Here is a 19669-nt window from a genome sequence, read left to right as displayed (position 1 = left end):
TTTTATATGCCTACCTATTCGGAATCTTCTTCCACTATTGCATCTTTCGTAGCGGCTGTATTGTACACCGTTTTGAGCCAGTTTTCACTCGACCAGTTCAGCTTGCCTGCACCCGCTCCATCCTTGGCCTGCAATTGAGCAACCAGGTTAGCAGGGTCTTCGGCAGTATAGCTGTATGGCAACGTTGTGAACCCATTCCAAGAGAAGCCCTTGGCCTTCGCAGGATAAGGGGCTAACGGGCTATTCGCAGCTTCACTGCCTCCTCTGAATACGGTACCATTGTCGGAAAAGATAACGTCTTCGGCTTTGATTTTACCTGTATAATCTGCTTTGTTAGGATCTTTTTGATTATTACGCACTGGAGAAAACACATCAATTAAATAAGACTTTTCTAGCAATACCGCGCCGTTTTCTGTTGAAATTGCACCATTACCCACGACATCAAAATGGTATCCCTTGGCGGCAATTGCTTTAGCCATGTCAGAAGTAATTCTTTTTTTGGCTCTGGCCAATCCGGCATCGTCCATAACGATGTTATATGCATGAGCATTACCACCACGCAAACGTGGCATACGGTCCTGAATATCCAGATAGTAATTATGATGCAGCGTCACTTCCAAATCTGGATTGTCGGAAGCCATTTCCGTAGCACCGATCAGATGCGCCTTCTTTTGTCCTGCTGCAATATCAATGATATCTTCTTTACTCATGCCTACTGCATTGCTTCTCAGATAAGCGTACATAGGATAGGAAGACTTGTCTGCTTCCATCGCGTTGACTTGTTGGGTTACCCAGCTGTTGGAGCTGCGGTCATCTCCTTTGAACAAGGACCAGGAAATCGTAACTCCGTTACTCCCTTTTTTCACATCTACCAGACCATCATAGGCTTTGTTAAATGTGCAATGGTCGATCCATACCTTGGAGCTTGCACCTTCGACAGTAATATAGTCCCAGTCATTCTTGTCATAGTTCCCTTTGGTTGCTTCATCCCACTCCCAAAGTTCATCAAATTCGAGGTTACGGAAAATCAAATTGGAGCTTCTTTTGATAACAAAGCCGGCATGTTTGATTTTCGCACCATTGGCCGAGAAAATCGTAACCCCATTCATATTTTCGATATAGACTTTGCTCACACCTGTCTTTTTCAGAACAGGATGTGTTTGTACAGGATTGTTGGCACTAAAAGGCATTACTTTGGCAGCACTAGGAATTTCATTCCAACCGAGATCAAGATCGTTCATAATCTCAATCACTTTGACTTTGCTGCCTTTCTTCAGTGCTTCGTTGAGATCTACAGCGTTGTAAACTTTTTTGTAGTTGGCATCTGTATCCGCAATGTTGCCACCACCTGTATTACCATACGAAAAGCCAGTCAAATTATAGTTACTTTTAGAGGTTACATCAGGGTCCACTCCAGGAGTCGGTTTTTCTGTACCTGGTGTTGGATTCACAGGCGGTGTTCCTGGATCTACCTCAGAAGAAGCACCGGATACAATCACATTATCGAATTCGGCAGCTGCTTTGGAGGTCACCAAACCAATGGCTCCAGCAGTGAGGCTGGTGTCTGTTGCGGACAGCTCCAGTTGATCATTGACATACATTTTGATTTCCGAACCGGATAGTTCCAGCTTAACTCTGTACCATGTATTCGTGTCCAGTTTGTATTTTTTATTGGTAGCCAGTGTCTTCATAGAGCCTTTGACTTTTTTTCGAATCTCAAGCGCTCCGTCATTCTTGTTGTACAACGATGCTGCGTAGAAGTTGTTGGAATCTGTGTATCTACCTGCAACGTAGACTCGATTGGAGCCATTAAAATCATTTACATATACATCTGCTTGCACGCTATAGTTCGTCCATGAGGCATTACCCTTAACGGAATGGCTTTCGCTTCGACTAGATTGCTGGTATGTAGAGCCATTCCCATCCTTGACCACAGACCAGTTCCCCGAATCCGCGGTCCAGCCTTGAGCTTTTCCTTGTTCGAAATCATCACTTATCTGTAAATTCCCATCCGCATGTGCATGACCTAGCAACGGTAATGATAAAGACAGTACCAACGTACTGCTTAACATTACACTTGCACATTTTCTTAGCAAACTCGATTTCATATAACAATCCCCTTCTTGGTTAGATTCATGAATACTAAAGCAAAGGTTGCACCGTTCATCGGACATGACCTGCCCCAACGGTATATAACGTACTGATGAAGAGAATAATATCCCAACACCAATGAGGGCCCTCAAACGCTATACTCCAATAATTATAGGCATTTAAATATATATTAAAATATGTCTAATTACTTATCTTTTGTCTTAATTTTTCAATTAATTTTGCATCCTGTTTCGTGAACACGCCAAATTCTGTTTCATAAAATCACAAAAAACGATATTTTTTTATTTTTGAATAAGACATACAGTTGTCATATTGGGAATGGTACATATAAAGGGGTGAGTATCATCATATCATTTAAAGGAGCGATGAGATGTCCAGCTACGACTACGCTTCCAAATCGGAGTTAAAGGAAGCCATTCATGCCTCCTATTTACGATTTGACGGTGAGTTTCAGGAGATCGACGAGAGCCAAAAAGATATTCGTATCCCTGAAGTAGATAAAACACCCGCAGAGATGATTGCCTACCAGCTCGGATGGCTTCATCTTGTCATGACATGGGACAGAGACGAACGGGAAGGAAAAACCGTCATCATGCCCGCCCCCAATTATAAATGGAACAGACTAGGCGAACTATATCAATCATTTTACAAGACTTACTCCCACCAATCTTTACGCGAATTACGCGATATGTTCAAGTTGACTGAGCAAAAGTGGCTGGATTGGATCGACACACTTAGCCACGAAGAGCTCTTCACTCAAGGCGTTCACAATTGGACGGGTACGAATCCAAACTGGCCCATGGCAAGATGGATTCACATCAACTCGGTGGCACCGTTTAAAACATTCAGAGCCAAGATACGGAAATGGAAGAAATACAAAGTTCAACAGTGATGAAAAAAAGTGTGCATTGTGCTACAATACTTGAGTTGTATCGGGATACATTTAGGGAAGGGTAAGTGAAACGCCATGCTTATTATTGGTATTGCCGGCGGTACAGGTTCCGGTAAATCGACGGTAGCACGCGCCGTCGTTGAGCGTCTGGGATCTAATAAAGTGACTTTCATATCTCAGGATAACTATTATAAAGACCATTCACATCTGAGCTATGATGAACGTGCTTTGGTCAATTATGATCATCCGTTTGCCTTTGACAACGAATTGCTTATTGAGCATCTCCAATGTCTGAAAAAAGGACAAGCGACACAAGCGCCCGTGTATGATTTTACGGTTCATGCCCGCTCCACGGACGAGACGGTAGAGCTTCTGCCAAATCATATCGTTATGTTGGAGGGTCTGCACGTACTGTCAGACGAAAAGCTCCGCAGCCTGCTTGACATCAAAGTATTTGTGGATACGGACCCTGATGTGCGTATTCTCCGTCGGGTTCTTCGCGATATTGAGGAACGCGGCCGCACCATCCATTCGATCCACGATCACTATCTGACTACGGTTAAGCCGATGCATGAGGCATTTATTGAGCCTTCCAAGAAATACGCTGACCTGATCCTTCCTGAGGGAGGACACAATGAGGTTGGCATTCAACTGCTGTCTATTTTGACTGAAAAATATTTGGCAGGAGATCGGACTTGGGGTACTGTATAAGGTAATCCCGGTTGTTTAAGGCTGTCGAGGTTTTCTCGGCTGCCTTTTTTGTGTTTTATATGCCATTCGGACTATTTTTTTTGGAATCCCCGTGTGGTTTATGTTAGCATGTAAAGGTTAAATGCTTTAGATTCAAGCTAAGTTGGAAGCGTTATCAAATATGTGCCTCAGATGATATGACGTCCACGTGATGGAGGTCTTTTTTGAATCAGGATTTTTGCAAAATCCTCGAATAGGTATAATTACGGAGAGTGCTGCCATGAATGAGCTATGCAACATTTTGATTGTGGATGATGAGATATTGGTACGGCAAGGAATTAAACACCATTTATCGTGGGAACAGTATGGATTTCGAATTGTAGGTGAAGCTTCTAACGGGAAAGAAGCATTGGAGCTGATTGAAACCTTGCGCCCTCATATTGTCATTACAGATATCGTAATGCCGATCATGGATGGCGAGGAGCTGACGCGCATAGTCAGACAGAACTATCCAGATATCGAAGTCATTGTACTTAGCAGTTACGGCGAGTTTAATTACGTGCGATCCACCTTTCAGCAAGGGGTTGCTGACTATATTTTAAAGCCTAAGCTAGACACGGATGAGTTGCTCCAAGTGCTCCAGAGAACCGCTCGCAAAATTCCATCCATTCAATATCAAGCAGATGCCGGGAATAGTCAAATTACGATAGATCATGTGATCGAAAAGCTGATCTCCGGGTATAGCATGGACTATGACGCCGAGCTGCTGAAGCAAGCATTTCCTTATGCCCGTTTTGCGCTCATAGGTATAGAACAGCTGGCACAGCAGGATAAAGGGCGCTCCATCTCTGCCTCGGACCTATTTTCCAAGCTTACAGATCGAGTATCCTCTGCCTGTGAGTACATCGTACTGCGACAACTGCCATCTGATGGCTATGCGGCTGTGTTTTTAGCCAATCTTGATCCACGGGAAGTAGACGCCTGGATGGCTGCGGTTAGGGAAGTTGCTCAGGAGACAAAGCGAGTCGATCCACAGACAGGCTGGGCAGTTAGCCATTTATTTGATGAGTTCAATCAGATTAGTGACGTCTATCAGGATGAACTGCCAAAACTGCTGAGTTACCGCTTTTATTTCCCAGGAACAGCGCTGCTCATAGAAGACGAACTTCCTCAGCCTGTACAGGTGAACAGCTCGTTCAACTTAAAACAGTTTACAGAAGAGATGAAGCGTGAGCATTTTGATACAGCCTTTCAGGATTTGAGATCCTATGTAGCCGCCATGTCCGGTAACTATACCTCTACCGCTTTTGAATTCAAATCGCTTCTCGGAAATATCGTGTTCAACATTACGATTTTGCTCGGGAATCAGGGGTATGATATGAAGGAGCTGGATGCGGCGAAATATTCCTATTTCAAAACAATTAATGATGCCCCTCATGTACATGAAGCCGTGCGCCTTCTGGAGACTTTTTTGGAGGAAGCGAACAGACAGATCATGGCTAAAACACAGCAAGGAAGTAGCGCAAGCATGAAAAAACTGCTGGAGTATATTGAGGAGCATCATGCTGAAACGCTCAATTTGACGACACTTGGGCAATATTTTCACTTTAACCCTTCCTACTTGTCCAGTTATTTTACGGCACATCATACAGAAGGTTTTAGCGAGTATCTGAACAAAATTCGGGTTGAAAAAGCCGCGGAGTTACTACGGTCGGGGACGATGTCCATTTCGGATATTAGCAGCACGGTAGGCTATTCGGACCCCAGCTATTTTACCAAAGTGTTCAAAAAGGTGAAGGGTTGCTCGCCCAGTCAGTACCGCCGGGAGCATCTCTATTAGGGAGTAAGCCACATCTGCCAGTAGAAAAGAGATTGCATATGAAAAGATATATCCATAAGATCAAATATCAAGGTCTGTTCTTCAAAATCTTTATTGTTATGGTGGTCAGCATCACTGCGGTGTCCTTGCTGACCTCTTTGGTGACGATTCGAATGTCTGAACGACTTTTTGCGGAGACATTCAGTATTACAAATGCCAAGGTACTCAGCCAGATTCAATCCAGCTTTGAATCCTTCAATGATTCCATCGTGAATGCCGTAACCCATGCTTCGGAAAATGGAACGGTCAAGAACTATCTGACTGGCGGTCAATCTGACTCGATTAACTCGGCGAGGACTTACTTCGGAATGGCACAGCAAATGAAGCAAATTAAATCGAACGTCGATGCCTATGATGTTGGTGTCGCTGTAACTGGTCTGAACGGTCGGAGCTTTTACTCTGACTCATCCTATTGGCCTGTAACTGCGGAAGAGCTTAAAAGCAGTGCGATTACAGCCCAAAGTGTAGCACGACCGGCACAGCTTATGTATCAATTGGATACTGAATTATTTCAGCAACAAATGAATACCACCGCGCAAAAGCCAACACCCTATATCATCGCCTCCAAACCATTTATGGAGCGGACCAGTGGCACCCTGTACGGCATGATCTACATCGCTATCCGAGAGCCTGAATTTCGCCGTTTCTACAACAATTTCACGAGCAACGGCAATGATGTGCTTATTTTGGACAAGTCGGGATTAATTGTATCAAGCAACCGCCAGGACCTGATCGGACAACGCTCCAGTGAGCTGCTAGGCTATGCCACAAAAATCAATGAACAGGGATTGAACTACATTAATGCGGATGTGATGAATAAGGAGAGTATCCTCCTTTCCAACTATATCCCTTCATTTGATTTTTATCTGGTGAACATGATCGACAGACAAGCCGCGATTGGGCAAATTATTGACGTTAAATCCGTTGTCTGGATCTGCATTGCCATCGTACTGATTGCTTTGGTGATCGTTTTTCTGATATCCCGTCGACTAATTCGTTCCCTGACTCGACTGGTGAAGCAAATGTCGACCATACGTGAGAAAAATTTTGATAATTATATCCCGGTAACAGGCAGCTATGAGGTTAGACAATTAAGTCATGCTTACAACTACATGTTGGATGAACTAAATGACTATATCCGTAAGCTTTTAGAGACGCAAAAAGGCCAACGAAACGCAGAGCTTGCTGCACTACAACGGCAGATCAATCCGCATTTTCTGTACAATACACTGGCTTCGATCAAAATGCTGGTACTCAAAGGAAACAAGGAAACAGCCGCCGAAACGATCAATGCGCTCATTTCCTTACTGCAAAATACAATCAGCAATGTGAGTGAAACAATCACCATCGAGCAGGAAATGGCCAACATGCAAAATTATGTGTTCATTAACCATGTGCGCTACGGGCAGCGGGTACAAGTGAATTATTTTGTATCACCCGATTGTCTGGAGTACCATGTGCCCAAGCTCATCATTCAGCCTTTTATCGAAAACTCTTTTTTCCATGCGTTTAATGAAAAAAATGTAGGCCACATCTATATATTGGTGTCCAAAACGGAGGATACATTGATCTGTGAGGTGGTCGATGATGGGGACGGTATGGATTTGGACGGGCATACGGCGCAAGACGGACTGCCGAATCCCAAGAGCAAGCGCCAACTGTTCACAGGCATCGGCATCCAGAATGTGCACAACCGCATTACCCTTTTATATGGAGAAGAATACGGCGTGACCATCTCCAGTAAAAAAGGCGAGGGCACCAAAGTGAGAATGACCCTCCCACTGATCGTAAAACCCACCCCACCTACCCCATAAAAAAATAGGCTGAACTAAACAAAGAAGGTGGAACAAGAACGGAGTGGGCGGAATGGTGCTGTACAAGCAACAGCGATGGGAAGCACCATCCGGCCGCGCAGTGGCGCTTAGTGAACAACTTTAGTTCAACCTAAAAAAAATACCTAAATCAAAATAAAACACAAATGTAAGCGGTACCTTTTTTCATAAATCATAATAATAAGACCAATCCGTATAAAGATATTCCTAACACCGACAAAGTATGGATGGTACACTAGATTTACAAACAAGGTAACCGCTTTCATTCAAGAGATTTAGAACTGGCAAGCAACATATAAAAAAAGAGTAGGGGTTGAACAAAATGAAAAAAATGACTTTCCTTCTGCTGATTGCAAGCTTGATCTTGCTATCCGCATGCTCCAGCAATTCCGAGAAAGCAGCTACAACCACAGATTCAGGCAAAAAAGAAATCACCGTCTGGGCTTGGGACCCGAACTTTAATATCGCAGCCCTGAAGCTGGCAAAAGATCGCTACGTTGCCAAACATCCAGATGTAACCGTAAACATTGTTGAATATGCTCAAAACGATATCGTACAAAAAATGAATGCCGGCCTTAACTCCGGTTCTACCAAAGGATTGCCGAACGTGGTTCTGATCGAGGATTATCGGGCACAGAACTTCCTGCAAGCCTATCCCGATTCCTTCCATGATATGAGCAGCACGATCAAAGCATCCGACTTTGCTGATTATAAAATTGGACCGACTAGCTACAACGGCAAGCAGTACGGTGTTCCATTCGACTCCGGTGTTATGGGACTGTATGTAAGAACGGACTATCTGGAACAAGCCGGATACAAAGTAGCGGACCTAACCAATATTGATTGGGACAAATTTATTGAAATTGGTAAAGCTGTAAAACAAAAAACAGGCAAAGAAATGCTGACTCAAGATCCGAATGACCTCGGTCTGATCCGCGGTATGATCCAAACCGCAGGTTCATGGTACCTGAAAGAAGACGGTAAAACACCAAACCTGGCTGGTAATCCAGCTCTGAAAGAAGCTCTCTTGACGTACAAATCCTTGTTCGACGCTAACATTGTTAAAATGAATGCCGACTGGAGTCAGTTCTTGGCCGCATTCAACAGCGGTGCAGTTGCTTCCGTACCTACAGGTAACTGGATTACACCTTCGATCAAAGCAGAAGCTTCGCAATCCGGTAAATGGGCTGTTGTTCCTTTCCCTAAGCTGAAAAATATACCTGAATCCGTGAATGCTTCCAGCCTCGGCGGCAGTTCCTGGTATGTCCTTAACTCGGACGGTCAAGATACCGCTGCTGATTTCCTGAAAGAGACATTCGGAACAGATACAGATCTGTATCAAGATATGCTGAGCAAAATTGGAATTGTCGGTTCATTGAACGCAGCTTCCAGCGGTAAAGCTTATGACGTGGAAGATCCGTACTTCGGAGGCGACAAAGTATACAAGAAATTTGCAGAATGGACTAAACAAGTTCCAAAAGTCAATTATGGCCTGCATACGTATGCCATTGAGGATATCATGACCGTTGAAATTCAAAACTATCTGAACGGAAAAGATGTAGACGCAGTTCTGAAAGATGCTCAAGGACAAGCGGAAGCACAGCTTAAATAAGACAGTCCATCTAGCCAAGGCTAAATAATAAAACGAAAAGCACTTAAAACCTTGGGCTTGCGAGTTCAAGGTTTTATTGCTGCACAGGGAGTTGACATGGTATGAAGACAGCCGCGCCCAAAATAACTACAACACGTCTCAAAGCAGGTATGACAGGATGGTTGTTCATATCCATCGCAGTGATCATGATCGCCGCTTTTTATTTCTATCCGATGATTCAGGCGCTTATCTTGTCCTTTAAGACAGGTACAGGGTCTAATCTGAGCTTTAACGGCATTGATAACTACAAGCGACTCTTCACCGATAAAATGTTTATAACCGCCGTGAAGAATACGTTTATCTATTTAATTTTCCAGGTGCCTTTGATGGTCATTCTGGCTCTGTTCATTTCGGTATTGTTGAATGATAAAAACCTGAAATTCAAGGGCTTTTTCCGCACCGCTATCTTCTTGCCGTGTATCACATCCCTTGTAGCCTATTCCGTTGTCTTCAAGTACCTGTTCTCGTCCGACGGTCTGGTAAACTCCTTATTGCTGAATCTGCACGTGATTGGCACGCCCATCCAATGGATTACAGATCCTTTCTGGGCCAAGGTTACGATTATTATCGCGATCACATGGCGCTGGACTGGTTATAATATGATCTTTTACCTGTCCGGTCTTCAGAACATTGACAGTTCCATCTACGAAGCGGCCCGTATTGACGGAGCTTCCCCGATCCGACAGTTCTTCAGCATTACGGTTCCACTGCTTAAGCCGATTATCCTGTTCACTTCGATTACATCAACGATTGGTACACTCCAACTCTTCGATGAAATTATGAATATTACCAAAGGTGGGCCAGGGAACGCGACATCTTCAATTTCGCAATATATTTACAATCTGTCCTTCAAGTATTCATCCGACTTTGGTTATGCGGCGACCGTATCTTATTCCATCGTCATTATGATCATTATCTTGTCGATTATCCAGTTCAAAGTGGCAGGTGAGAAAAAATGATGAAAACAAAAAGAGCATTTACGTACGCCTTTCTGATCCTTGTGTCGTTCGTTTCGATTTTCCCGTTCCTGTGGATGCTATCCAGCGCCACGAACCTGTCGGTCGATGTGACCAAGGGCAAGCTGCTGCCTGGCTCCCATCTGATGGATAACATGCACAATTTGCTTGAAAAAGTGGACATCGTTACCGCACTCAGTAACTCTGCAAAAGTCTCCATCTCAACTACGCTGCTGGCTATGCTAATCGCGTCATTGGCTGGTTATGGCTTTGAAATTTACAGAAGTAAAGCGAAAGACGTTGTCTTCAATATCCTGCTGATGTCTATGATGATTCCGTTTGCGGCGATCATGATCCCGCTCTACCGGATGTTCGGCAGCATTTCTAATGTCATACCGTGGATCGGTATTGATACGCTCTCTTCTGTCGTCATTCCGACCGTAACTACGGCGTTCCTGATCTTCTTTTTCCGTCAAAGCACCAAGATGTTTCCCAAAGATCTACTGGAGGCAGGTCGTATGGATGGATTGTCCGAGCTGGGTCTGTTCTTCCGGGTATACATGCCTACAATGAAAACAACCTATGCCGCTGCCGCGATCATCACATTCATGTCCAGTTGGAACAACTACCTCTGGCCTCTGATTGTGCTGCAAACGCCGGAAAATCAAACGATTCCGCTGTTGATCTCGAACCTCGGCTCCAGCTATGCACCGGATTACGGTGTCATCATGATCGCCATTGTCCTGTCCACACTTCCGACTGCACTGGTATTTTTCCTGATGCAGAAACACTTTGTAGCGGGCATGGTGGGTTCGGTAAAATAGCAGATTTCTGTGTACGTTCTTCATTTCAATTTTAAAAATAAGGAGTGTTCGCCTTGACCATCCAACCCCCTAGTCTGGACTGGCTGACCGACGTAACCAAATTTGCTGTACATCGGCTGCCCGCCTATTCCGATCACAAATATTACGCTACGCTTCAGGAAGCGGAGCAGCAAGCTGATATGGCTTGGCGCCATAGCCTGAATGGGAGCTGGAAATTTAACTATGCAACGAATCCAGCCAGTCGTCCAGTAGAGTTCTATGCGCCTGGCTTTGAGTACGGCGGCTGGAGCGATATTCAGGTACCGGGTCACATTCAGACGCAAGGCTTTGGCCAAATGCAGTACGTGAACACGATGTATCCATGGGACGGACATTCGGACGTTCGCCCACCCCATATTCCGGAGGATCACAACCCGGTCGGGAGCTATATCAAAAGCTTTGTTTTACCGGAAAATATGGCTTCCGACGCGCAGCCTGTGTTCATTTCTTTCCAAGGTGTTGAGTCGGCTTTCTATGTATGGTTGAACGGACAATTTGTCGGTTATAGCGAGGACAGCTTTACACCATCTGATTTTGAACTGACACCGTTCCTGCAAGCAGGCGAAAACAAGCTGGCGGTAGAGGTTTATCAAAGAAGTACGGGGGCGTGGCTGGAGGATCAGGACTTTTGGCGTTTTTCCGGTATTTTCAGAGATGTGTACCTCTATACCATCCCTACGCTTCACGTACGTGACCTGCATGCCAAGGCAGATCTGGATGCTTCCTACACGCAGGGCCTTCTGGAACTGAAATTGACCTTGGAAAAGCCGGCAACGGCCTATGCAACTGTCGATGTGAAAGATGCTACCGGTCATGTTGTAGCTTCTTTGAAAGCTGACTTTACGGATGGCACGGCTTCACTGTCAGCAACCTTGGAGCAAGTGCAGCGGTGGAGCGCGGAAAAACCCTATTTGTACACGTTGTTCATTCAAATTTATGATGCCAGTGGATCGCTCGTGGAAGTCATTCCACAAAAAATCGGCTTCCGTAAATTTGAGCTGATCAACAAGGTCATGCATTTGAACGGCAAACGTATCGTCTTTAAAGGTGTGAACCGCCATGAATTTAACGCTCGCACCGGACGTGCGATTTCCCGTGAAGATATGCTGTGGGATATTCGGACGCTCAAGCAGAATAATATGAACGCTGTCCGCACCTCTCATTATCCAAACCAGACTCTGTGGTATGAGCTATGCGATGAGTACGGAGTCTATGTAATTGATGAAATGAACTTGGAAACACACGGTTCCTGGCAAAAACTCGGTGCCGTCGAGCCATCGTGGAATATTCCTGCCAATCTGCCTGAGTGGCAAGATATCGTCATGGATCGCGCCATTTCCATGCTGGAACGGGACAAAAACCACGCGTCCATTCTGATCTGGTCCTGCGGCAATGAGTCGTATGCAGGTGAAGTGCTGCGCAATGTAGCCAACTATTTCCGAACCACCGACCCGAGCCGTTTGGTGCACTACGAAGGCGTGTTTCACAACCGTACGTACGATGATACCAGCGATATGGAGAGCCGGATGTACGCCAAACCCGCAGATATCGAGCAATATCTGAACGACAATCCACAAAAGCCGTATATCAGTTGCGAATATATGCATGCGATGGGCAATTCCGTAGGCGGCATGCACAAGTATACCGAGCTGGAAAACAAATACGAGCTATATCAGGGCGGTTTTATTTGGGATTATATTGATCAGGCTGTTATGAAAAAAGATCGCTATGGACGCGAGTACCTCGCGATCGGCGGCGACTTTGACGACCGTGCTACAGACTATGGCTTCTGTACGGACGGAATTGTCTATGCAGATCGGAAGGTTTCGCCGAAGATGCAGGAGGTCAAATTCCTGTATCAAAATCTGAAGCTCACCCCGGATCGCAGCGGTGTAACCATTCGCAATGAAAACCTGTTCGAAGGAACGGGGGACTACGAGCTTGTATACAGCCTGCTGCATGAGGGCCAAGAGATCGCACGTAATGCCATTCATGTGGATGTGGCGGCTCAGACCGAAGCGTATATTCCACTGACGTTCCCAAGCACAGACGAGAAGCCCGGTGAGTACGTCATTCACACCGCTCTGGTTTTGAAGGAAGCGACGCTCTGGGCTGAGGCTGGACACGAAGTGGCCTTCGGACAGCATATTTTCATCGTGGAAGATCCAAATCCGCTGCAGCTCCCTACGGTCGGTGCCTTACGAGTGGTGCATGGCGATGTAAATATTGGCGTTCACGGTGCAGATTTCAGTATCATGTTCTCCAAAGGAGCAGGTAGCCTGACTTCACTTCGCTACGCCGGACGTGAGATGATCGCTACACCTCCTGCTCCATTGTTCTGGCGGGCGACCACAGACAATGATCGGGGAACCGCACTGGGCTTTGAAGCCGGTGGCTGGTTCGCTGCAAGTCTGACACGTAAATGCGTGGGCATCGAGGTCACGGAAGAGCAGACAGACCGTGTAACTGTTGCATTCCGCTACACGCTGAGCATTCATACGGACGCACAGGTAACGGTAGCCTACACCGTCTTGGCAGATGGCAGTCTGAACGTAAAATCGACTTATGAAGGCGTCTCAGGACTGCCTAACCTGCCGATCTTTGCCCTTTCGTTCAAGGTTCCGGCAGACTACCGCCATCTGGACTGGTACGCGATGGGACCGGAAGAGAATTACATCGACCGTGCCTTTGGCGCGAGACTAGGCGTATTCCGCAACGAAGCTGCGGATAACGTATCCGGGTATGTCGTGCCGCAGGAATCCGGCAATCGTACAGGCGTGCGCCGTGTCGATATTACTGATGATTCCCAGCGGGGCATTCGCATTACTGCACCTGCTACCGCACCAGTGGAATGCAACATTTCGCCGTATACAGCGTTCGAGTTGGAAAGTGCATACCATCTGTATGAGCTGCCCAACGTGTACTATACCGTTGTCACCGTAGCTGGCAAGCAAATGGGCGTAGGCGGCGACGATAGCTGGGGAGCCCCGGTACATGAAGAATACCAAATTACAGCCGATCAAATGCTGGAATTCGAGTTCACCGTGCAGCGGATATAAATAAACTCCCCGTATAGGCAAGTATATATAACAAAAGCCCTTCCGCTGCTTCCCTGATGGAAAGCCAGAAGGGCCTTTGTATTTTATCATTCCAATCATACTGTCAGCAGAAAATAAAGTCCTAGGTTGTCGTTGTTTCATTGAATCAACGTTTCCCGTTAGTTCATGGATTAATATACAACTAAAATCCAAACTCTGTTACTCTTTCAAGCCACTCACGCATAAGTGACTCAAATAATAGAGCCTGTTCAATCTGAAGATTATGCCCTGCTCGATCTAAAACGGCGAAGGTTGCTCTAGGATAATTATCTAAAATTCTAAAAGCATCTATGTAACCAACGACTGCATCTTGTCGCCCAAGAGTAAATACTGTTGGTTTATCAAAAACTAATTTATCTATATTGGTGGAAAACCCATAGTTTCTTTGAATCTTGCTAAGAAAACCGTAGTCAGCGATCTTACAACCTGCCACGATCTCTTCAGAATACCTTTTCCAATTATATTCATTGAGAACGACTTGATTTGCGCTAAAATCACTTATTTGCTCTTCACTTAAGGTGCCCATAAACTCGCGATCACAATGAACAACAAAATGCTCGGGCAGTATTCTTCTTTTGTGTTCAGGAATAATTAATGGACAAATCAGAGCAGCTCCACCAATACGATCTTTATGTCTATTAATTATTCCCCTTGTAATATATCCACCGTACGATTCGCCTGCTATGAGATAATCCTCGTTTGGGACAAGAGTTTCAATAAAATTTATAACTGCTTCTAGCATATCATCTGAATTACATATTTGATCGTAATCCTTTGTTTGTCCCATTCCAGGCAGGTCAAGATAGATACGACGCCAATCGGAATTACCTTCAAATATCGGTTCCATGCACCCACTCATTAACCGATGGTCTGGTGTAAAACCATGAATCATTATAATCGGTTTGCCTTTACCAATTTCCTCGTAATATATATTGGCATTCTTGACTTTACAATATGGCATACAGACCCTCCAAAATTGAGTTATTTATAAAATTCTTACACCAAAGAAGAATCTACATTGTTTTATCAAAAAAAACAGATCTCCGGTTCGTTTTGATTATATACTCATATATAACACATGTAAAGAACGCTTGTTCCCTTTTCTTATTTCTAGAGTTAAACTAACCTGCCCGTGAGCTGAATGAAGCAACGTCCGTCTAATACTTTATTTTCCCAGTCTAGAACTTTAGCTAGCTCGTAGCCAGATTGACATACGTTCGCGTGAAATCAAGGTTCTTCAAGTCCCTTTGATCTATAAAAAACTCCAAATACCCCGCGTCCCACCAGCACATACCAACCTCGTCCAAAGAAGAGACCGAGAGCAGAACATGCCAATTTTCCGAAGCCTGATCGTGCTTTTCCCGATTCGTTTGATATTCTTGTAGCTGAGGCAGCACTTCGGATCGTAAATGCTCCGCATAATCCGTACTCCCCCTATGCGTAGCTTGCTCGATTTCCTTATGAATCTGACTCTCACTCTTATGCCAGTTAAACAGAAGACCCTCAAGCCCGTTTCGGCGTAGATAAGCATCCCGCCGGGTGTTCCCTGCAAAAGATTGATGCTGCCCCCACACCGTGTCACTTTGTTCACATACAAGCTCATACAGCTCTTCGTACTGATCTACAAGAATATCTCCTAGCTCACCCTCCGACCGAATGGTAATAATCGGCTGAAAGGAAATCGCATAGGCGGTGAAATCTCGTTGCTCTGCCGAAACCTCTACGCACCCAGCGGGCGGTAATGTTTTCTGCAAAGCGCTGCTGTCACCGTTATAGTAAAAGATTTTATGGTCAATATCATAGGCGGGCTCATCCAGCCCAAGAAAAAAGTATAGTATGCCCTGATGAGGCAATCCCTCAAATGGTGAAAAAGGCAGCTCACTCAAATTAATTTGAGCAATAAACGTATAATATTCCCCGTCTAAATTACAAGGCCACTCTATCGTGGGTGGCAGATCTGGATAGCCGGCGATCCGACTATTTCCAATGTGTTCGTAGTTTTCCTCATGCTCCACATGAAATTGTATAGCAGCTTGAGCTTCCTGATGAATCTCTTCTTTTAACTCTTCATCCAGTGAATACCCTTCCAGTATTCGAGTCAGTTCATCCTTTAATGGTGGTTGTAGCATCTCGCTCGCCCCTTTTTCATCAAGTAATAACATAGCCTGCTACCATTTAAACCCTTCCCTCAGATTACCATATTAAGTGACTCCGTCAATTGACCAAATACTGCACCAGTTGCCTCCTATGGACGGTGGCACCCAACTTTTAGTAGAAATGCACTAGACATTGTTCATAAATGTTTTGTGATAGGCATTCCGGTATTGGGAAGGAGTCATGTGGGCTCTCCTTTTGAACAAACGCATAAAATACTTCTCATCGGTATAGCCTGCCTCTTCGGCAACCTGCTTAATGCTCATATCTGTACGGGAAATCAACTCTTTGGCTTTGTTGATACGAATACTGTGAATGAACTCCAGGGGACGCATGCCTGTATTTTGCTTGAATAAACGAGAGATATAATCCTTGTTGTAATTGAATTTTCGAGCTAAATCCGTCACGGTCAATGGTTCTTCGGCATGAATACGGGTCCACTCAATAATTTTGTTAAAACTCACATTCCCCTGTGAATGGACAGGATTGGAAAGTAAGCGGCTGAGCGCCAGTTCAGATATCTCGATCAGCAGCGAGGTGAACAAATAATTTGCACTGTGATACGTAAGATAATGTGAGTTGGCTACATGCAAAATCTGATTGACGATAATATGAATCCGATCTCCGTTGTCTGCCTGTACACTTTGCGGTAAATAGATATCACGCATCACACCGTGACGCTGCAAAAGCCCATCCAAAGCACTTGCTTCCTGCTTCATTTCCTCATTAGATAGTACATTCGGGATCATGGGAACATCGAAATGAAACCAATAAAATTTCACGCCCGGCAACGATTCCCGGTATCCTTTATGCGTACGACCGGGGTAAAGCAATAGAATATCTCCCTCGCCTACTTCAAAGTCATCCCGTTCCTCTCGTATATATACCGTCTCTTGGACACCCAGGATCAGCTCAAAATTATCAATGGAGCGACTCATATGCTTCCAAGGCACCTCGGAAACAAACTCGCCTGCCGAGATCAGTTGGATCGGAGCATCTACATTTACTTTTAGATAGGTCATGTTATCGCCTCTTTAGATTCATGTTCGGATTTGTCCACCCATTGTATGGTTAAGCTACTGACATACCGCGATTCCAATGCTAATGTAGTGGAGAAATATACACTTTCATCTTAGCTAAGGAGCGATGATTTTGAAAGCTAAAGCTTTTGACTTGCATAAAGTAAGAATTGATTCCGGCCCACTTTTACATGCGATGGAATTGAATACGGCCTACCTGCTGAGTTTGGAACCCGATCGTTTATTATCGCGCTTTCGTGAATATGCGGGACTGGAGCCCAAAGCGGCTCACTATGAAGGCTGGGAAGCGCGTGGCATCAGCGGACATACACTCGGCCACTACCTGTCCGGCTGTGCACTGATGTTTGCCTCCACAGGCGACGAAAGACTGTTGGAACGCGTGAACTATGTAGTCGACGAACTGGAAATATGCCAAAACAGTCATGGAAACGGATACATTTCCGGCATTCCACGTGGGAAAGAGATTTTTGAGGAGGTAAAAGCCGGAGATATCCGCTCCCAGGGCTTTGATCTGAACGGTGGTTGGGTGCCACTATATACCATGCACAAACTTTTTGCGGGCTTGCGTGATGCACATCTGCTGGCGCATCATCCCAAGGCCCTGTCTATAGAAATCAAACTCGGCAACTGGCTGGAGGATGTACTTCAAGGACTGGACGATGATCAGGTGCAGCAGGTGCTGCATTGCGAGTTTGGCGGTATGAATGAGGTTCTAACGGATCTGGCGGAACATTCGGGAGAAGAACGCTTTTTGAGTCTGGCGGAACGCTTTTATCACGGAGAGGTGTTAAATGATCTCGCAGATAGCCAAGATACGTTGGCAGGGCGACATGCCAATACGCAAATCCCCAAAATCATTGGCGCTGCACGGCAATTTGAAATGACGGGGAAACCGCAATATGCGGACCTATCTCGCTTTTTCTGGGATCGGGTGGTTCACAAGCATTCCTACGTGATCGGCGGCAATAGTTATAATGAACATTTTGGTGAACCTGGGAAGCTGAATGACCGTTTGGGCGAAGGTACCTGTGAAACTTGTAACACCTACAATATGCTGAAATTAACAAGACATATGTTCGAGTGGGACGCCTATGCAGCCTATGCCGACTACTATGAACGAGCGATGTTCAATCATATTCTAGCTTCACAGCAGCCTGTAGATGGACGTGTGTGCTATTTTGTATCGCTGGAAATGGGAGGACACAAGTCCTTTAATTCTCAATATGAGGATTTCACATGCTGTGTCGGGTCCGGTATGGAAAGTCACTCCATGTACGGCACTGCAATTTATTTTCACACGCCAGAAGCGATCTATGTCAATCAATATGTCCCTTCTACTGTGACATGGGACGAGATGGGCGTACAGCTCAAACAAGACACTCTCTTTCCGCAAAATGGACGGGGAACGCTGCGCGTTATCAGCAAGCAGCCCAAATCCTTCGCAATCAAGCTAAGATGCCCGCACTGGGCGGAGCAAGGGATGCTGATTAAAATCAACGGGGAAGAGTACGTCACAGAGGCCTGTCCTACCAGCTACGTTGTAATGGAACGGGAATGGAGCAATGGGGATACGATCGAGTACGATATTCCTATGACCGTGAGAGTCGAGGAAATGCCGGATAATCCACACCGAATTGCTTTTATGTACGGCCCGCTTGTACTGGCTGGGGACCTTGGCCCTGTTGAACAGGAGTCCAACGAGGAACGTCTGCTTGCGTCTGTTCTGATCGAATCGACCGATTCCCTGACAACGAAGCTGATTGCTGACGGGAACGAGCCTAATACATTCCATATGACCGACTTAGGCTATATCGGAGACTTGCAGCTTCGTCCGTTTTATCAGATGTATGATCGTTCATATACCGTCTATTGGGATCTCTTTTCCAAGGACGAATGGACAGCAACCGAGGCAGAATATCGTACCGCGTTAGCGTATCAGCTAGAGCTGGAACGACTTACAGTGGACGTTGTGCAGCCTGCCGAAATGCAGCCTGAACGGGATCATGCCTTTACTGGAGAGCATGTAGGTCTAGGGTCCATCTATAACCGCAAATATCGCGATACCTGGCCTGGGGGCTGGTTCTCTTTTGTCATGAAGGTGCTTCCGGATGAGCCTGTCCAATTGGCGGTTACTTATTTGAAGGACTTGAGCCGTCCCCATAGTGACTTTGATATCACTGCGGATGGCCTGATTTTAGGGGAAGGCAAGCTGGAGTCTGAGGAAATGAATAAATTCGAAACGTTCGTCTATGAGCTTCCTCTATCTGTGACGAACCACAAGAATGAAGTTACGATTCAATTCAAGGCCCATCCACAAGGCAAAGTGGCGAAAGTAGCTGGATTACGAGTGATTAGACACTCTATTGTATGATCAATTATCTATATAAATCTACTATTCCGCCTACTGCGTTTTGATGTTCGTTTTTTTAAAGGAAGTTTATAAAACAACAAGCAGACGCTTCTATAAGCTGTCTGCTTGTTCCACTTACTTCCTTATAACTT

13 protein-coding genes are annotated in these 19669 nt (G+C 45.3%); 9 read left to right on the top strand and 4 right to left on the bottom strand.

Annotation, left to right across the window (positions count from 1 at the left end):
* Positions 1-14: 14 nt before the first annotated feature.
* Positions 15-2108, bottom strand: a complete 2094-nt coding sequence (locus tag MKY98_RS01170; RefSeq protein WP_069010155.1) for a pectate lyase family protein — start codon at positions 2106-2108, stop codon at positions 15-17.
* Between the two features lie 374 nt (positions 2109-2482).
* On the opposite strand from MKY98_RS01170, the gene MKY98_RS01165 reads away from it, so the two are divergent.
* The 8 genes from MKY98_RS01165 to MKY98_RS01130 all read left to right on the top strand — a co-directional run bounded on the left by MKY98_RS01165 (position 2483) and on the right by MKY98_RS01130 (position 13934).
* Positions 2483-3004, top strand: a complete 522-nt coding sequence (locus MKY98_RS01165) for a ClbS/DfsB family four-helix bundle protein (protein ID WP_029516908.1) — start codon at positions 2483-2485, stop codon at positions 3002-3004.
* Positions 3005-3079: 75 nt separating this feature from the next.
* Positions 3080-3715: a uridine kinase gene (gene udk / locus MKY98_RS01160; RefSeq protein ID WP_013308305.1), complete on the top strand. Its 636-nt coding sequence runs from the start codon at positions 3080-3082 to the stop codon at positions 3713-3715.
* Positions 3716-3974: 259 nt separating this feature from the next.
* On the top strand, positions 3975-5534 hold the full coding sequence (locus MKY98_RS01155) for a response regulator transcription factor (protein WP_069010156.1): 1560 nt from the start codon (positions 3975-3977) through the stop codon (positions 5532-5534).
* A 38-nt stretch (positions 5535-5572) separates the two neighbouring features.
* Positions 5573-7387 carry a cache domain-containing sensor histidine kinase gene (locus MKY98_RS01150; RefSeq protein WP_069010157.1) on the top strand — a complete coding sequence of 605 codons (1815 nt, stop codon included), beginning with the start codon at positions 5573-5575 and terminating at the stop codon, positions 7385-7387.
* A 340-nt stretch (positions 7388-7727) separates the two neighbouring features.
* Positions 7728-9017 carry an ABC transporter substrate-binding protein gene (locus tag MKY98_RS01145; RefSeq protein WP_069010158.1) on the top strand — a complete coding sequence of 430 codons (1290 nt, stop codon included), beginning with the start codon at positions 7728-7730 and terminating at the stop codon, positions 9015-9017.
* A 101-nt stretch (positions 9018-9118) separates the two neighbouring features.
* Positions 9119-10015, top strand: a complete 897-nt coding sequence (locus MKY98_RS01140; protein WP_013308301.1) for a carbohydrate ABC transporter permease — start codon at positions 9119-9121, stop codon at positions 10013-10015.
* Positions 10012-10836 carry a carbohydrate ABC transporter permease gene (locus MKY98_RS01135; RefSeq protein WP_013308300.1) on the top strand — a complete coding sequence of 275 codons (825 nt, stop codon included), beginning with the start codon at positions 10012-10014 and terminating at the stop codon, positions 10834-10836. Before MKY98_RS01140 ends, MKY98_RS01135 begins: the two co-directional genes overlap by 4 nt.
* A 53-nt stretch (positions 10837-10889) precedes the next feature.
* On the top strand, positions 10890-13934 hold the full coding sequence (locus tag MKY98_RS01130) for a glycoside hydrolase family 2 TIM barrel-domain containing protein (RefSeq protein ID WP_069010159.1): 3045 nt from the start codon (positions 10890-10892) through the stop codon (positions 13932-13934).
* Between the two features lie 181 nt (positions 13935-14115).
* On the opposite strand, the gene MKY98_RS01125 is transcribed toward MKY98_RS01130, so the two are convergent.
* From MKY98_RS01125 to MKY98_RS01115, 3 genes are all read right to left on the bottom strand, one after another.
* Positions 14116-14934 (bottom strand): alpha/beta fold hydrolase, encoded by an 819-nt coding sequence (locus MKY98_RS01125; RefSeq protein WP_069010160.1) that lies wholly within the window; start codon positions 14932-14934, stop codon positions 14116-14118.
* A gap of 229 nt (positions 14935-15163) precedes the next feature.
* Entirely contained in the window at positions 15164-16102 is a 939-nt protein-coding gene (locus MKY98_RS01120) for a YwqG family protein (RefSeq protein WP_069010161.1), read from the bottom strand.
* A 153-nt stretch (positions 16103-16255) separates the two neighbouring features.
* Positions 16256-17149, bottom strand: a complete 894-nt coding sequence (locus tag MKY98_RS01115; protein ID WP_069010162.1) for an AraC family transcriptional regulator — start codon at positions 17147-17149, stop codon at positions 16256-16258.
* A gap of 130 nt (positions 17150-17279) precedes the next feature.
* Here MKY98_RS01115 and MKY98_RS01110 point away from each other — a divergent pair, with 130 nt between their 5' ends.
* Complete coding sequence (locus MKY98_RS01110; protein WP_081317509.1) at positions 17280-19538, top strand: glycoside hydrolase family 127 protein; 2259 nt, start codon at positions 17280-17282, stop codon at positions 19536-19538.
* The last annotated feature ends 131 nt before the right edge of the window (positions 19539-19669 follow it).

Origin of the sequence: Paenibacillus sp. FSL M8-0228 (genome assembly GCF_038007385.1) — a bacterium.
Lineage (GTDB): Bacteria > Bacillota > Bacilli > Paenibacillales > Paenibacillaceae > Paenibacillus > Paenibacillus polymyxa_D.
This window is presented reverse-complemented; position numbering and strand designations above follow the sequence as displayed.

Bases quoted from the DNA above. Each gene is read 5' to 3' on its own strand.
- MKY98_RS01150 (WP_069010157.1), top strand. From the start codon at position 5,573: ATGAAAAGATATATCCATAAGATCAAATATCAAGGTCTGTTCTTCAAA.
- MKY98_RS01135 (WP_013308300.1), top strand. From the start codon at position 10,012: ATGATGAAAACAAAAAGAGCATTTACGTACGCCTTTCTGATCCTTGTG.
- MKY98_RS01125 (WP_069010160.1), bottom strand. From the start codon at position 14,934: ATGCCATATTGTAAAGTCAAGAATGCCAATATATATTACGAGGAAATT.
- udk (WP_013308305.1), top strand. From the start codon at position 3,080: ATGCTTATTATTGGTATTGCCGGCGGTACAGGTTCCGGTAAATCGACG.
- MKY98_RS01115 (WP_069010162.1), bottom strand. From the start codon at position 17,149: ATGACCTATCTAAAAGTAAATGTAGATGCTCCGATCCAACTGATCTCG.
- MKY98_RS01145 (WP_069010158.1), top strand. From the start codon at position 7,728: ATGAAAAAAATGACTTTCCTTCTGCTGATTGCAAGCTTGATCTTGCTA.
- MKY98_RS01170 (WP_069010155.1), bottom strand. From the start codon at position 2,108: ATGAAATCGAGTTTGCTAAGAAAATGTGCAAGTGTAATGTTAAGCAGT.
- MKY98_RS01165 (WP_029516908.1), top strand. From the start codon at position 2,483: ATGTCCAGCTACGACTACGCTTCCAAATCGGAGTTAAAGGAAGCCATT.
- MKY98_RS01140 (WP_013308301.1), top strand. From the start codon at position 9,119: ATGAAGACAGCCGCGCCCAAAATAACTACAACACGTCTCAAAGCAGGT.
- MKY98_RS01120 (WP_069010161.1), bottom strand. From the start codon at position 16,102: ATGCTACAACCACCATTAAAGGATGAACTGACTCGAATACTGGAAGGG.
- MKY98_RS01155 (WP_069010156.1), top strand. From the start codon at position 3,975: ATGAATGAGCTATGCAACATTTTGATTGTGGATGATGAGATATTGGTA.